General features: G+C 60.9%; 15 protein-coding genes and 1 tRNA gene. 9 read left to right on the forward strand and 7 right to left on the reverse strand.

Annotated elements, in window-relative coordinates:
- Positions 1 to 1,120, forward strand: a 1,120-nt coding sequence (ligA, locus tag CB0205_RS0101805) for an NAD-dependent DNA ligase LigA (protein ID WP_010313628.1), incomplete at its 5' end; no start/stop codon positions are given.
- Positions 1,117 to 1,281, forward strand: a complete 165-nt coding sequence (locus CB0205_RS16245; RefSeq protein ID WP_010313630.1) for a hypothetical protein — start codon at positions 1,117 to 1,119, stop codon at positions 1,279 to 1,281. The genes ligA and CB0205_RS16245, both read left to right, overlap by 4 nt.
- Here the strand turns inward: CB0205_RS16245 and CB0205_RS0101815 are convergent.
- Genes CB0205_RS0101815 through CB0205_RS0101830 form a run of 4 tightly spaced genes read right to left on the reverse strand, consistent with a single transcriptional unit; the run spans position 1,266 to position 5,758 of the window.
- On the reverse strand, positions 1,266 to 1,871 hold the full coding sequence (locus CB0205_RS0101815) for a TVP38/TMEM64 family protein (protein ID WP_010313633.1): 606 nt from the start codon (positions 1,869 to 1,871) through the stop codon (positions 1,266 to 1,268). The genes CB0205_RS16245 and CB0205_RS0101815 overlap by 16 nt on opposite strands.
- On the reverse strand, positions 1,871 to 4,618 hold the full coding sequence (locus CB0205_RS0101820; protein WP_010313635.1) for a valine--tRNA ligase: 2,748 nt from the start codon (positions 4,616 to 4,618) through the stop codon (positions 1,871 to 1,873). Before CB0205_RS0101820 ends, CB0205_RS0101815 begins: the two co-directional genes overlap by 1 nt.
- Before the next feature lie 49 nt (positions 4,619 to 4,667).
- Positions 4,668 to 5,291 (reverse strand): 2OG-Fe(II) oxygenase, encoded by a 624-nt coding sequence (locus CB0205_RS0101825; RefSeq protein WP_010313638.1) that lies wholly within the window; start codon positions 5,289 to 5,291, stop codon positions 4,668 to 4,670.
- Positions 5,291 to 5,758 (reverse strand): hypothetical protein, encoded by a 468-nt coding sequence (locus CB0205_RS0101830; protein ID WP_010313640.1) that lies wholly within the window; start codon positions 5,756 to 5,758, stop codon positions 5,291 to 5,293. The genes CB0205_RS0101825 and CB0205_RS0101830 overlap by 1 nt, the downstream gene beginning before the upstream one ends.
- A gap of 44 nt (positions 5,759 to 5,802) precedes the next feature.
- Between CB0205_RS0101830 and CB0205_RS0101835 the strand changes: the two genes are divergently transcribed.
- The 4 genes from CB0205_RS0101835 to CB0205_RS0101850 are packed head-to-tail and all read left to right on the forward strand — an operon-like array spanning position 5,803 to position 9,384.
- The gene (locus tag CB0205_RS0101835; protein WP_010313641.1) at positions 5,803 to 6,057 is read left to right on the forward strand and encodes a hypothetical protein; all 255 of its coding nucleotides are present in this window, start codon (positions 5,803 to 5,805) and stop codon (positions 6,055 to 6,057) included.
- A gap of 11 nt (positions 6,058 to 6,068) precedes the next feature.
- On the forward strand, positions 6,069 to 6,884 hold the full coding sequence (locus CB0205_RS0101840; protein WP_010313643.1) for a class I SAM-dependent methyltransferase: 816 nt from the start codon (positions 6,069 to 6,071) through the stop codon (positions 6,882 to 6,884).
- Positions 6,885 to 6,898: 14 nt separating this feature from the next.
- Positions 6,899 to 7,813 (forward strand): oxidoreductase, encoded by a 915-nt coding sequence (locus tag CB0205_RS0101845; RefSeq protein WP_029626036.1) that lies wholly within the window; start codon positions 6,899 to 6,901, stop codon positions 7,811 to 7,813.
- A 32-nt stretch (positions 7,814 to 7,845) separates the two neighbouring features.
- Complete coding sequence (locus CB0205_RS0101850) at positions 7,846 to 9,384, forward strand: SulP family inorganic anion transporter (protein ID WP_010313648.1); 1,539 nt, start codon at positions 7,846 to 7,848, stop codon at positions 9,382 to 9,384.
- Between the two features lie 8 nt (positions 9,385 to 9,392).
- On the opposite strand, the gene CB0205_RS0101855 is transcribed toward CB0205_RS0101850, so the two are convergent.
- Positions 9,393 to 9,473 (reverse strand) — tRNA-Val (locus CB0205_RS0101855).
- Between the two features lie 289 nt (positions 9,474 to 9,762).
- Here CB0205_RS0101855 and CB0205_RS15795 point away from each other — a divergent pair.
- The 3 genes from CB0205_RS15795 to CB0205_RS15170 all read left to right on the forward strand — a co-directional run bounded on the left by CB0205_RS15795 (position 9,763) and on the right by CB0205_RS15170 (position 12,746).
- Positions 9,763 to 10,740 carry a hypothetical protein gene (locus CB0205_RS15795; protein ID WP_010313650.1) on the forward strand — a complete coding sequence of 326 codons (978 nt, stop codon included), beginning with the start codon at positions 9,763 to 9,765 and terminating at the stop codon, positions 10,738 to 10,740.
- A gap of 102 nt (positions 10,741 to 10,842) precedes the next feature.
- Positions 10,843 to 11,376, forward strand: a complete 534-nt coding sequence (locus CB0205_RS15800) for a hypothetical protein (RefSeq protein WP_156797744.1) — start codon at positions 10,843 to 10,845, stop codon at positions 11,374 to 11,376.
- 656 nt (positions 11,377 to 12,032) lie between these two features.
- Positions 12,033 to 12,746, forward strand: coding sequence for a recombinase family protein (locus tag CB0205_RS15170; RefSeq protein ID WP_010313652.1), 714 nt, complete (start codon positions 12,033 to 12,035; stop codon positions 12,744 to 12,746).
- Positions 12,747 to 12,907: 161 nt separating this feature from the next.
- On the opposite strand, the gene CB0205_RS15805 is transcribed toward CB0205_RS15170, so the two are convergent.
- Together CB0205_RS15805 and CB0205_RS16460 are read right to left on the reverse strand one after the other, a co-directional pair.
- Positions 12,908 to 13,759: a hypothetical protein gene (locus CB0205_RS15805; protein ID WP_156797746.1), complete on the reverse strand. Its 852-nt coding sequence runs from the start codon at positions 13,757 to 13,759 to the stop codon at positions 12,908 to 12,910.
- 19 nt (positions 13,760 to 13,778) lie between these two features.
- A partial coding sequence (locus CB0205_RS16460; RefSeq protein ID WP_232197215.1) for a hypothetical protein occupies positions 13,779 to 14,127 on the reverse strand: 349 nt, incomplete at its 5' end.

The raw sequence follows: 14,127 nt of genomic DNA on the forward strand, positions 1-14,127 counted from the left end.
CACCCAGAAGGCCCCGCGCTGGGCCATCGCCCTGAAGTACCCCGCCGAGGAGGCCCCCAGCAAACTGCTGCGGCTCAGCTGCCAGGTGGGCCGCACCGGCGTGATCACCCCAGTGGCGGAGTTTGAACCCGTACCCCTGGCGGGCACGAGCGTCAGCCGCGCCACCCTGCACAACGCCGATCGACTGCTGGAGCTCGATCTCCACGCCGGGGACACGATCGTCGTTCGCAAGGCCGGCGAAATCATTCCCGAGGTCGTACGGGTCCTGCCGGAGCTGCGCCCGGCTGCCGCTGAGCGGCTGGAGCTACCCCACACCTGCCCGGAGTGCGGCTCCGAGCTCGTCCGCGAAGAAGGGGAAGCCGCCACCCGCTGCGTCAACAGCAGCTGCCCGGCGATCCTGCGCGGCGCCCTGCGCCATTGGGTCAGCAAAGGCGCCCTCGATGTCGATGGCCTAGGCAGCAAGTTGATTGAGCAGTTGGTGGACCGGGGCCTGGTGGGCTCCATCGCAGGCCTCTACCGGTTGGATTGCGCCCTGCTCTGCAGCCTGGAGCGCATGGGCAGCAAGAGCGCCGAGAACCTTGTGGCCGCCTTGGCGGATTCCAAACAACAGCCCTGGCACCGCCAGCTCTACGGCCTCGGCATCCACCATGTGGGCGAGGTCAACGCCAAGGCCCTGGCCAAGGCCTTCCCCAGTGCAGCGGACCTATCCACCGCGGCCACCGAGACCCCCGAGGCGATCACCGCCGTCTATGGCATCGGCGCTGAGATCGCCCAGAGCCTGCAGCAGTGGTTCTCCACCGGTGCCAACCAGGAGCTGCTGACCAGCCTCGAGCGCCTGGGCTTCAGCCTGGCCAGCGGCGACGAGGAACAACCCGAGCCGAGCGGTCCTGCGCCATTGACCGGCCAGACCTTCGTGCTCACCGGCACCCTGCCGAGCCTGAGCCGCAGTCAGGCCCAGGCCCTGATCGAGGCCGCGGGCGGCAAGGTGACCGGCTCGGTCAGCAAAAAAACCAGCTATGTCGTGGCGGGCGAGGAAGCCGGCAGCAAGCTGAGCAAAGCCGAGAGTCTCGGGATTCCGGTGCTGGATGAAGCCAGCCTCCAAGCCCTGCTTGCCCCATGAGCCAACCCGCCGTCTACCGCTGGATCAAGACCGAATGCGGCCGCGCCAAGTTCGCCGATCTCGCCGCGCGCCCCGGCCCCCTCGCCAAGCTGCGCCTGGCCTGGTTCGTGCTGATCGCGGCGCTGCGCGACTGGCCGCTGCCGGATCAGTCGGAAGGCTGAGCTGCTTTTAAGGCCCGCTGGGCGGCCCGGCCCACAAGCCAAACCGAGGCCACCGTCGCGGCGATGCCCACCACCCGCAGGGCCCAGGTGAAGGGATCCGCCTCGCCGCTCAGCACCTCGCCGAAGCGGGCCACGTCACCGGCGAGGGCCCCCAGACCGCAGAACAGGATCGTGCCGGGGATGATCCCAATCAGCCCAATCGTGTAGTCGCGCAGGCTCACCTCGCTCAAGCCATAGGCCAGGTTGAGCAATGAGAAGGGAAACGCCGGCGAGAGGCGGGTCAGCAGCACCAGCTTCAGGCCCTCGCGGCTCACCGCCTGCTCCACCGCCTGCAGCTTGGGGAAGGCCTCCAGCCGGCGCATCGCCCAGTCCCGCAGCCAGGTCCGTCCCAGCAGAAAGGCCGCTTCAGCCCCGAGGCAGGCCCCCACGAAGACGATCAGGCTGCCCCACCAGGTGCCGTACAAGGCTCCAGCCAGCATCGAGGCCCAGACCCCCGGCAGCAACAGCGTCACCCAAATCCCATAGAGGGGGATGAACAGCAGCGCCCCCGCGGGGGACTGCAGAACCGGAAGCGAGCTCTGCCAATCCATCAACCGAGGTCGGCCAGACGCTTGCGGGCCAAATCGGCCTGGGCCTGGGCTTCCGCCAGGTTGACCTGACACTCGGCCACCACCTCAGGTGGGGCTTTGGAGGCGAAGTTGGGGTTCGAGAGGCGACCCGAGAGCCCCTTGATCTCCTTCTCGGCCTTGGCGATGTCCTTCTCCAGCCGGCCCCGCAGCGCCTCGAGATCCACCAGTCCGTCGATCGGCAGCAAGACCTGAAGCTCACCGCTCACACCGGCCAGGGCCTTCGCGGCAGGGTTGGCATCGGCGGCGGCCGGGTCCAGCACCTCCACCTGCTCCGCGCGGGTCAGCGCAGTGATGTCGGCGGTGGCGGCAGTCAGCACCGAGGCCAGTTCAGAGCGACCGGTGACGAAGCGCACCGGCACACCCTGGCTAGGCTTGAGGCCGGCGACAGCGCGCAGGTTGCGGACCACCCGAATCGCCTCAATCAACTCGGCAAACGACGACTCCAGCTCGTCATCCAGGGCCGAGACGTCGAGGGCCGGCCAGGGCTGCAGGGCCAGGAACGTCTCTTCGGGCTCGCCGTTCAGGCCATGCCAGAGCTCCTCGCTGAGGTGGGGCATCAGGGGATGCAGCATCACCAGCAATTCATTCAGTGCCTTGGCCAGCACCTGGCGGGCCGTGCGCTGGTCGGCCAGGGCTTCGGCACTGGGGTTCTCGCCCGGGTTCAGGCGGCGCTTGATCAGCTCGACATACCAGTCGCAAACCTCATTCCAGGCAAACTCATAGAGCCCCTTGGCCGCCTCGCCGAGGCCATAGCTGCCGTAGCGCTCGGCGCTGTCGCGGTTCACCCGGGCCAGGCGCGAGAGGATCCAACGGTCCGCCAGCTGCAGGGCCGCGGGATCCGGTTCACCCAGGCTGGAGGGGGTCTCCCCACCCAGGTTCATGAGGGCAAAGCGGGTGGCGTTCCAGAGCTTGTTGGCGAAGTTGCGTGAGGCCTCCACCGTGGCGGAGGTGTCCGACTTGCGGTCGTAGTCCAGGCGGATGTCCTGGCCAGCACCGGCCACCTCACGCACCAGGGCAAAGCGCAGGGCATCGGCGCCGTAGCGCTCGATCAGCAGCAGCGGGTCAATGCCATTCCCCGCCGACTTGCTCATCTTGCGGTTGTTCTCGTCCCGCACCAGACCGTGGATGTAGACGTCCTGGAAGGGCATCTGGCCGGTGAAGGCGCCGGCCATCATCGTCATCCGGGCCACCCAGAAAAAGATGATGTCGAAGCCCGTCACCAGCACGCTGGTGGGGTACCAGCGCTGCAGGTCAGCCGCCTCGGGATTGGGCCAACCCATCGTTGAGAAGGGCCAGAGACCACTGGAGAACCAGGTGTCGAGGGCATCCGGATCCTGCTCAAGAACAGCACCCGCCCCGAACTGGGCATCCGCCTTGCTCTGGGCTTCGGCCTCATCCCGGGCCACCACATAGGGGGTGGAATCGGTGATCACACCGCCGGTCTCGCTGACCACAAACCAGGCGGGAATGCGGTGACCCCACCAGAGCTGGCGGGAGATGCACCAATCGCGAATGTCCGTGAGCCAATCGCGGTAGACCTTGCTCCAGCGCTCCGGAACAAAGCGGGGATCGGCGTTCTCGAGGGCCTCGCGGCAGCGGGCCGCCAAGGGCTCGGTTTTGACGAACCACTGGGTGGAGAGCAGGGGCTCGACGGGCACCTTGCCCCGATCAGAGAAGGGAACGCTGTGGCGGTAGTCCTCCACCTTCACCAGGAAGCCTTCGGACTCCATCGCCGCAACCACGGCCTTGCGGGCTTCAAAGCGATCCAGCCCCTGGAAGCGACCGGCGGCCTCATTCATCGAGCCGTCCTTGGCCATCACCGTGATCAGCGGCAGGTTGTGGCGCTGGCCGATGGCGAAGTCATTGGGGTCGTGGGCGGGGGTGACCTTCACGCAGCCCGTGCCGAACTCGGCATCGACGTGGTCATCGGCCACGATCGGAATCTCCCGGCCCACCAGCGGCAGGGTCAGGGTCTGACCCACCAGCTCTGCATAGCGGGGGTCCTTGGGATTCACCGCCACACCGGTGTCACCCAGGAGGGTCTCCGGGCGGGTCGTCGCCACCTCCAGGAAGCCCTGGCCGCTGCTCAGGGGATAGCGGAAGTGCCAGAGGTGACCATCCACCTCCTTCATCTCCACCTCCAGGTCGCTCACGGCTGAACCGGAGGCGGGGCACCAATTGACCAGGTACTCGCCACGGTAGATCAGCCCCTGCTCATGCAGGCGGTTGAAGGCCTCGATCACGGCTTCGCTGCAGCCGGCGTCGAGGGTGAAGCGCTCCCGGCGCCAGTCCACCGAGTAGCCGAGGCGGCGCAGCTGGCCGACGATCGTGCCACCGCTCTGGGCCTTCCATTCCCAGGCCTTCTCCAGGAAGGCCTCGCGGCCGAGGTCTTCCTTGCGCTTGCCGTCGGCCTTGAGCTGCTTCTCCAGGATCGTCTGCACGGCGATCGAGGCGTGGTCGGTGCCGGGCAGGCAGAGCACGTTTTTGCCCTGAAGCCGCTGGAAGCGGACGATCGTGTCGATCAGGGCCGTGTTGAAGGCGTGGCCCATGTGCAGGCTGCCGGTCACGTTCGGCGGTGGAATCACAACCGAAAACGGCTCACCGGGGGCCTTGGGGTCCGGGTGAAATGCGCCTTGGGTTTCCCAGGCCTTCTGCCACCGCGCCTCGGTGCCTACCGGGTCATAGGTCTTCGGCAGGGCGTCGGTCACGTCAACAGATCAGGCGATCGCCCCATGCTCGCAAAGGGCCGCCGGGGCCTCAGCCCGCCGCCAGGCGCTTGAGATAGGCCTCCCGGCTGCCGGCATTGATCCAGCCGGTGGCGATGGTCTTGCTCGCGCTCTGATTGACCCGGCCCCGGTGGATGTGGGAAGGCCCGGCCGGGAAGATCACGAGCTTGCCCCGCTGGGCCTCCTCGTGGTGCTCCTGCCAATGGAACTCCGTGCCGGCCTCCTCAACGCTGTTGCAATAGAGGATCCAGGCCAGGACGCGATGCACCGGCTCGGTGGCCTCATCGCTGATGGTCCAATCGCAGTGCCAGCGCTTGAAGCCCTCACCGGGGGCATAGCGCTGCAGGTTGAAGATCGGGTTCACGAAGAGCTCCTGATCCGGGCAGCAGTCCCGGAAGAGGGGACGATCCTGCAGGTAGCGCTCCAGGCCGGCCGTCACCCCCCGCAGGATCACCTCCGCGAGCGCAAAGGCCTCGGGGTCGGAGCGATCGATCGCCACCAGGCTGATGTCGGTCGAGACCTTGGCGGGCTCAGCCCCATCGGGCCCAAACGCCACACCGGGACGCTGCAGGTCCTCGCGCCGCTCAAAGAAGGCCATTACCCCATCGGAGAGGGCCTCAAAGCCGGGGTTGCTGTAGCGCGCAATCAGCTCCATCAAGCCTGCTCCAGCCAGGGAATGGCCACAAGGGCGTCCAGACGCTGCCACCGTTCCTGATCCGCGGGCAAGCGCTCCGTCAGCCCAACGCGCTCCAGGGCGCGGGTGATGCGCCCTGGCTCCAGGACCTCATCGGCGGGGCCCTGGGGCAGCACCAGCACCTGCTGCTCCGCGGGATCGGCCATCAGTTGCAGCTCCAGATCCCCCAGCTCCCGCTCGAAGAACACCCGCCGCATCCGTCCGGTCTGAACCGCACCGAGGGCCTCAGCGAAGGTCTTCAGACCCTCCTCATCGCCGCTGCAGCCGCAGTTCAGGGCCATCCAGATCAGCAATTTCGCCCAACTCTCACTGCTCCAGAGGGGCTGGAAGCTCTCTCGGTTTTGGCGCACCAACTCCGCCAGGGCGAAATCCACCAAGGTCGCCTGCAGGGCCAGTGGGTCAGGAGATGCAGTTGTCATGACATCCATCCTCCCCATCGGTGTGCAGACTGCGGTCAAGTGAACGCCGAGCCATGGCCCTCGACTTCAACGACGCCGATCTGGAGTTTGCCGATCTGGTCTACGCCTACCAGAGCTGGGTAATGGCGGTGATCAATGACGAGAAGCTCGGCGGCGAGAAGCTTCTGAGCGACGAGATCACCGATGACGCCCTGAGCGCCATGCGCTTCCTGCCCGGCGAGGTGACCGCTGCGATCGAGACCAGCCTGGCCCGCGTCTACGACGTGGATCCCGACGAACTCGCCTCCCTGCTCTTCCCCGAAGACTGAGCCGCGGGGCCATGGCCTCGGACTACGTCCTGGGGACCCACCAAAGCGAACTGGAGCGCCTGCGCTTTCAGCACGAGCTCTGGTCTCCCATCAGCCAAGCCGCCTGGGCTCGGGCCGGCATCCACAGCGGGCAGCACCTGCTCGACCTCGGAGCCGGTCCAGGTTTTGCTGCAGCCGATCTCGCTGCCCTCGTCGGACCCAGTGGCCGTGTCCTGGGCCTGGAGCTCAGCGCTGACTACGTCGCCGAGGCCCAAGCCCTGGCGCGCCGAAGCGGCATCGATCAGCTGGAGGTCCGCCAACACGATCTGCTGAAGGATCCCTGGCCCCAAGAGCAGTTCGATCTCGCCTGGTGCCGCTGGCTGGCGATGTTCCTGCCGGACCTGGAACCGCTCCTGGCGGGCCTGGGGCAATGCATCCGCCCCGGCGGCCAGGTGCTGTTCCACGAGTACGTCCACTGGGACACCTTCGCCCTGCACCCCGGGGCCGAAGCGATTGCTCGCTTTGGCCAGGCCTGCCAGCGGAGTTTCCGCGCGGCCGGCGGTGATCCGGATGTGAACCGCAGGCTGCCGTCGCTGCTGACGGCTCGGGGCTGGAGCATCGAAGAGCTGCGCCCACTGCCCGTGCTCGGTCCCCAAGGTTCGATGGCGGCGCAGTGGCTGGAGCGCTTTGTTGCGGTCTACGGGCTGCAGCTGCAGCGCCTCGAGCTCTGGAGCGCTGCGGACCAAACCGCAGCGCTCGGGCAGATCCAGGCGGCCGCCTCGGATCCCGGCAGTTTCTGGGTCGGACCCACGGTGCTGGAGCTGCGGGCGAGACGATTGGGGCCGTAGTGCCCCGCCCCGCCGTGCCCTGGACCGCCGCTGAGATTCCCGATCAACGGGGGCGGACCGCCCTGATCACCGGCGCCAACAGCGGCCTGGGACTGGAGAGCGCCCGGGCCCTCGCCGCCAAGGAGGCCCGCGTGCTGCTGGCCTGCCGCAGCCTGGAGAAAGCCAACGCCGCCGCCGCGGCCCTGCGCTCGGACACCGGCGGAGAGCTGATCCCGCTGGAACTGGACCTGGCGGACCTGGAGAGCGTGCGGCGGGCCGCCGCCCAGGTGGAGCAGCTGGATCTGCTGCTGAATAACGCCGGAGTGATGGCGCCGCCCCGGACCCTGAGCCGCCAGGGCTTCGAGCTGCAATTCGCGGTCAACCACCTGGGCCACGTCGCCTTGACCCAGGCCCTGCTGCCCCTGCTGAAGCAAAGCCCCAGTGGACGGGTGGTGCATGTGAGTTCCGGTGCGGCCTACTTCGGCCGGATCGCGTTCGATGACCTGCAGGGCGAGACGCGCTACAGGCCTTGGGATGCCTACGGCCAAAGCAAGCTCGCCAACGCCATGACGGCCCTGGAGCTGCAACGCCAGCTCGAGCAGGAGGGCTCCAGCGTGCTCTCGCTGGTGGCACACCCGGGCCTGGCCCGGACCAACCTGCAGCCCACCTCCGTGGCCTCAAAAAACGCCAAGCTCGAAGGCCTGGCCTACCGCCTGATGGACCCGCTCTTCCAGAGCGCCGCCATGGGGGCCCTGCCTCAGCTCTTTGCCGCGACCGCGCCGGAGGCCAAGGCCGGGGTGTTCTACGGACCAGGTGGCTTCGGGAACCTGCGGGGCTATCCGACCAGCTGCCGCATGCCCCCTCAAGCGCTGGACGTCGAGGCCTGCGCACGCCTCAGGTCGGTCAGTGCAGCACTGATAGGGTCGGCCCCAGCGGGCGGTTCCCTGTAGGGAACGCCAGACGACAGCCGCCGCCGATCCCTATGACTTTCGCCCTCAAAGAATGGTGGGGCAAACCCCATCGGGACATCCTCTCGGGCCTGGTGGTGGCCTTCGCGATGATCCCCGAGGCGATCGCCTTCTCCGGAATCGCCGGCGTGGATCCGCGGGTGGGGCTCTTTGGCGCCTTCATGCTCTCGGTGACCTTGGCGGTCTTCGGCGGGCGCACCGCGATGATCACCTCGGCCACGGGCTCCACCGCCCTGCTGATGACCGGGCTGGTGGAGCAGGGCAACGCCCTCGGCGAAGGCATGGGCCTGCAGTACCTGCTGGCAGCCGGTGTCCTGACGGGTGTTCTGCAGATCGCTTGGGGCTATCTACGGCTTGCCCACCAGATGCGCTTCGTGCCGCAACCGGTGATGGCGGGCTTCGTCAATGCCCTGGCAATCCTGATCTTCCTAGCCCAGCTTCCTCAGCTCGGCCTTGATTTCTTCCACCCCGAGAAGGTGGCGGTGACCGCGGGGCAGCTGCCGGCGGTCTGGGGCCTGATGGCCCTGACCCTGGTGATCATCTACCTGATGCCGCGCTTCACCAAGGTCGTGCCATCGGCCCTAGTGGCGATCCTGATCTCGACGGGGATCTCGATTCGCATGGGCCTGGATGTGCCCACGGTCAGCAGCCTCGGCACCCTGCCGAGCGGCCTTCCTCAATTCGGCATTCCGCAGGTTCCCTTCACCACGGGCACCCTGGGCCTGATCCTGCCGACCGCCCTGGCCATCTCCCTGGTGGGTCTGATGGAGACCTTCTTGACCCAGGACATCCTCGACGACGTCACCGACAGCTCGTCCCACAAAAACCAGGAAGCCCGCGGCCAGGGCATCGGCAACATCGTCAGTTCGTTCTTCGGCGGCATGGCCGGCTGCGCCCTGGTGGGCCAGTCGGTGATGAACGTGGGCTATGGCGGCCGCACCCGCCTCTCCACCCTGACCTCGGGCGTGAGCCTGCTGGCGATGATCCTGCTGGCCAGCCAGTGGGTCAATCAGATCCCCATGGCCACCCTGGTCGGGGTGATGGTGATGATCGCCATCAACACCGCCAACTGGGATTCGATCCGCAGCATCCGCCGCATCCCCAAGAGCGACACCTCGGTGATGCTGCTGACGGTGGTGGTGACCGTGCTGACCCACAACCTGGCGGTGGGCCTGCTCTCCGGTGTGGCCCTGGCGGGGATCCTGTTCAGCCGCAAGGTCGCCAAGGTGATCGAGGTCAGCAGTGAGCAGAGCGGCAGCGAGCACCGCATCTACCGCGTCCGCGGTCAGCTGTTCTTCGTCAGCAGCATCTACTTCCGCCAGGGGTTTGAGCTGCACGAACATCCCGCTCGCGTGACCATCGACATGGGCGAGGCCCACATCTGGGATCAAAGCGGCGTGACCGCCCTTGATCAGGTCATCCGCAAGCTCAAGCTCGGCGGCAGCCAGGTCGAGGTGATCAACCTCAACCAAGAAAGCACCGATCTCTTCGCCCGCATCGGTGTGGCGGAAGAGGCCGGCGGCCGCGGCGGGGAGCTGTCCTCAGCCCACTAGTGCAGTGATGCCCGGTGCCGGGTTCGAACCAGCGACATCCTGCTTGTAAGGCAAATTCTAAGGCTTCTCCTGATCAAAGGAAACCAGGCTATGACTGAGTTCTGACGTGCCAGTGGCTGCCATGGCACGTCAGAAAGGGACACCTTTGCGCGCTTTTTGCGCGCATAAAATGCCAATGACGCCACTTTGCAACCCTTGCCCCGACTCCGCAACGCAAGTGACTGGGAAAGGGGTCTTAGAGCGTCCGTTCGCAGCTCTACAGCCACGGGATGGTCAGTACGGGAGGACAAAGGGAGAGTCCGATTAGAGGTACGTACCGAGAGACTCAACGGCTCGACAACACTTCCCTTCGACTGGAGCAGAAGGAACGTTGGCGACGTGGTAAGCCGAGCAAGGAATATCTACACTCTTGTAACCGATGGACACGACATCAGAGACGCAGCCAAGATCGCCAACAACTTGGCACCACAGGAGGAAGTTCAGTGGGACAGAGCCATAGAAGCTTTCAGGCAAAAGAAAACAACAACAGGTCTAGAGATTAAAGAGAAGACATGGAACGAGGACTACAGGCCCTACCTAGAATTTTCTGCGGCTTCCATGCAAGCAACGAAAGCGCCCAGGAACTCGGTTGAACTAGCACAGAAAGTGCTCAGAGAATGGAAGGATCGCCCCAGAAGCAGCGAGAAAGCACTCATCGCCATAAAAGCCTTTCTTGACTTTTCCATCAACAACTATGGCCTTTCGTCGAGAAGTTGGTCACTCACCAGAGAGCAGCTTAAAGAGATCAGAGGGAGACCACAAGCCGCGAGAGAGTTGGCAATCCTCGAAGACACTGAGATTACTCAATTAGCGCAAGAAGTCGGCCTAACCAGGAACGGAGAAGGATGGAAGAACTACGTTGCCCTGGCAAGCACGTACGGATTAAGACGGGAAGAACCCTGGCTCTGTACTGCCAAGAAGCACCCCAAACACGGCTTTCAAATGTGGTGTCGAAATGAAAAGATTTCTGGCGCGTACAGAACCCAACCGCGCTGGTTATTCCCTTTAGCACCCGAAGGTGCAACATGGGACGACTTAGTTGAAGCCATGCTGACAGAGAGACTGGCACTACCTGACACGAGACCCGGCGCCTGGAATACTCTTCTATCGAAGCTTGAATACTGGCGAGAACTCGTCAAGAAATACACAGACCAAGGTCAGCACCTAAAACCGGGAGCCATCAGAGACTCTTACTCTTATCGAGCACATAAAGAAGGCATAGCGGTACATAGGATTTGCAAAGCAATGGGGCATTCACTCATTACGCACCAAAAACACTATGTCTGGGCGACGGAAGACTCAGTATTTGAGGGCTAAAGGAATAGGCACGAAGCGAAGCCATCGGGATTAAGAAATAGCTACAAATCACCTGAGTAGCAACTCCTGAGATATAGGATCGACGAAGATAGAGTCTACAAGATGAGGAAAGTTATTGCCGCTGGACTCGCTTCTATCCTAAGCACGACAACAGCGACTGCATTAGCTGGAAGCTCTTCACTGCCTTATTTCTGCAAGTATCCTCCAAAGCGTGGCCTAACTTCAGAGCAAAGACTTCAATGTGAGAATCCTGAAGATGCGAAGGCAAAGAGAGAAAAAGAAGAAATCTTATCAGAACCCACTTATCCGTTTGAATCTGCGGATCTTGGCACGCTCGACTCTAAGACAGGAAAGACGATTTACATCAGGCTAACATCGCAAGATGGAAGCACAATTAAGGCAATTGAGTATGGAAGTAAACGAGAGGTTCTCAGCATAAATACCAAAGAGGTCGTTGAATGGAAAGTTATTCAGGGTGCCAGCGGAACGGACTCATCTGCCGCCATTGGAGCGGTTGCAGGTGGTGCGTTGTTTTTCTGGCCAATGCTGCTTGCCGCACCTTTCATGGTTCGCAACTATTCAATCATGAATTACCAAGTGTCTTATATAGATGAATATGGCAATAAAAAAGATTAGATTTCTACTCCGGGACACCTTCAAAGCCAATTATCGAGCTGCTCAAGTTTTCGACAGGGTTAGATTCTGGGGCCCAACGAAGCAAGGCAGAACTTGCCCCCCTATACAAGTCGGGGCTAGAAAAGGCGACACTTCGACTAGACTCACTCGAAAGACAAATTGAAGTGACCAATACGAGAAAACCTTGGTGCTCAACCTTGGACCTTTCCAGAGGAACTGCTGAGGTCAAGGAATATAAGCAAGCGCTTTCGGAAGTAAACATCGTAAGGGATGAGCTTGGCCTTGCACAGCTCGAACCCAATGCGACATCCTCAAGCAAAGAAAAGTGGGAACAATACCTACTTGCTAATCCACAGATGAAGAAATGGGCAGAAGCGAACCGGTCGCAGGCGGGAAATCTAAGCAAGTGCTAGGCGCCTTCGCGAGAAGAAATATATAGGCTGTTACCAGGGAAAAAGAGAATTCAACCGATTACGGCTCCTTTGCAATACATAGGGAGGTACAACTAAGCAGAGTGATCCTATTGCGTCATTAGTGTTCCATGAGATACCTGCGCCCCCTCCGCAGCTCATGCGGACGCTCAGTCCCTGAGGCGTGGCGCAAACCGGCGTACCACCCTCAACGAAGGTAGCCTCTAGCTACATCCTTGGACTCTCGTGCGCCTTATCGCCTATTACCGCGTTTCTACAGCACGACAAGGGGTCAGCGGCTTAGGGCTTGAGGCTCAACAAGCAAAGGTCCTGCAGCTCGCTGCAGAACGCGGTGCCAATGTTGTAGCCGAGTTTGTCGAAGTGGAATCGGGGCGAAAAGCTGATCGCCCGCAACTCACAGCAGCGCTAACCGAGGCCCGAAGATTGAAGGCTGTGATAGCCGTTGCAAAGCTTGATCGCATTGCCCGCGATGCTGAGCTGCTGTTGCGTCTGACGCGTGAAGCCACAGCAAATGGAATGGGTGGATTCCTGTTCTGCGACCTGCCCGATGTTGATGCAACCACTGCTGCTGGTCGGATGGTTCTTGCAGTAATGGGATCGGTAGCTGAGTTCGAAGCTAGACGTATCAGTGAGAGAACAAAAGAAGCATTAGCTGCAGCAAAACAACGTGGTGTGAAGCTCGGAGGTATACGTGCTGGCACAATCAGAAGTAATGAGGCGGCGAAAGTAAAAGCTGCCAATGAAGCCGAGAGGCTTCGACCGATTCTTGAAGCGATGGTGGCCAACAACGCCACACTACGAGAAATGGCATCCGCACTTGCTGGAGCAGGAGTGACGACCCGCAACGGGCAGACTCTGAGCGCCACTCAGGTGAAAAGAATTCTTGCGCGTATAGATCTAATCAGGAGAGGGAGCAGTAACTCCGTCATTAAATACTAAATAAGGGTCCCATGCGATCAAAAGATATCGCAGGATATCCACAACTGTATCAATGTGCACGCATACAAAGGCCAAGAGGAAATTTCAAAAAAGGTGCTGGCAAACAGTGCTCTTGCCAGAAAGCAACAAGACTAATTAAAGGCAGAGCCGATTTTGGCTTGCTAAATGCATAGATCGTCATATTCTTTTTTAATGGCAAGAACTTCTGCGAAGCTCGCCCGCATATCGTTCTTCTTGGCTGAAATCTGCAGAGTATCGACATCGCATTCAGTAGCATTGCGAAGCTGCTTGGGAATGGCAAGGAATTGAGAACATTTATGTATGGCCACATATAACTCATTGCCGTAGTCCGTCAATGCATTAGCTTCGGCTTCAAGCGCCGTCAATGCACGCTTCAACATGCCTGAATTGGAAGAAAGCAACTCATTAGTGAGAGACACTTGGTATGCATACTGCAAGGGCTGAATTGATTCATAGATCTTTTTCAAAGAGCTATCGGCCCATTCAGCCTCAGGAAGATTATCATAAATAATTGAACAGACTTTTGCATCCAATGAATCAGAAGGTAGCCGAGTGAGATCGCGGCTCGCGAATAGATTATCTATAGACATACAGAGTCCTTCATTGGAATAGCCAGCAGGGAACGAATCGATTTTAAAAGCGTTGAAGTACTCGACTTTACTCTTGTAACCCGAATAGACTGCATCAGAAAAGCATTCGTCCCCGAAAATAGAGTCAAAGCGAACGGCAACATACTCAGCCCCTGGCCTTCCTAGAATTAGCAGATCAGAGAATTGGCAAACATGCAAAGACCGGGAATCTCCTACAAAGTAAGAACCTTTGTAGCGATCCCCAACAGTATTTATTATCTCGCCAATAGTGCGAATATTTTCCCTCCTGCTATGCTGAACGTAGACCAAGAGCCCACTTGCACATACTGCAGCAAGCAAAATATATGGCCAGAAGTGATAGAACACCACTGCCACAACCAGGAAAATGATTAGGTAAGGCATTTAAATAAAAGCTCAGGCTTTACTGAAATAGTTGTACTGAAGCGGCATCCTCATCTCTCCATCTTCCAGGACCTTCACCTGGCCTGAATAAATCAACTCCACGCCAAACTATCTGGCGACCGTTAGACTTGCACTCATATTTAAACTGTTTTCCATCCGCAGACCGCACATAGCTAATTCCAACAATTCCAGAAGCAGTATCAGAGTAATCGGATGTCATGATCGAGGGATTTCTTCCCATGATCTTACCAATATATTTTTTGCATGGACGATAGAGGTCAATAGATGATGAAGCCTGGTCAATGTTCAACCTGGTTGAATCCGGTTTGGATTGGTATTTTGCAGCTAGAAGAGCCGATTTCAAGCGA

The sequence above is a fragment of the Synechococcus sp. CB0205 genome (assembly GCF_000179255.1).
Taxonomy (GTDB): domain Bacteria; phylum Cyanobacteriota; class Cyanobacteriia; order PCC-6307; family Cyanobiaceae; genus Vulcanococcus.

Coding starts and splice junctions, on each gene's coding strand:
- CB0205_RS0101835 (WP_010313641.1), top strand. CDS start 5,803: ATGGCCCTCGACTTCAACGACGCCGATCTGGAGTTTGCCGATCTGGTC.
- CB0205_RS0101830 (WP_010313640.1), bottom strand. CDS start 5,758: ATGGATGTCATGACAACTGCATCTCCTGACCCACTGGCCCTGCAGGCG.
- CB0205_RS0101815 (WP_010313633.1), bottom strand. CDS start 1,871: ATGGATTGGCAGAGCTCGCTTCCGGTTCTGCAGTCCCCCGCGGGGGCG.
- CB0205_RS15800 (WP_156797744.1), top strand. CDS start 10,843: ATGAGGAAAGTTATTGCCGCTGGACTCGCTTCTATCCTAAGCACGACA.
- CB0205_RS16245 (WP_010313630.1), top strand. CDS start 1,117: ATGAGCCAACCCGCCGTCTACCGCTGGATCAAGACCGAATGCGGCCGC.
- CB0205_RS0101850 (WP_010313648.1), top strand. CDS start 7,846: ATGACTTTCGCCCTCAAAGAATGGTGGGGCAAACCCCATCGGGACATC.
- CB0205_RS0101840 (WP_010313643.1), top strand. CDS start 6,069: ATGGCCTCGGACTACGTCCTGGGGACCCACCAAAGCGAACTGGAGCGC.
- CB0205_RS15805 (WP_156797746.1), bottom strand. CDS start 13,759: ATGCCTTACCTAATCATTTTCCTGGTTGTGGCAGTGGTGTTCTATCAC.
- CB0205_RS0101825 (WP_010313638.1), bottom strand. CDS start 5,291: ATGGAGCTGATTGCGCGCTACAGCAACCCCGGCTTTGAGGCCCTCTCC.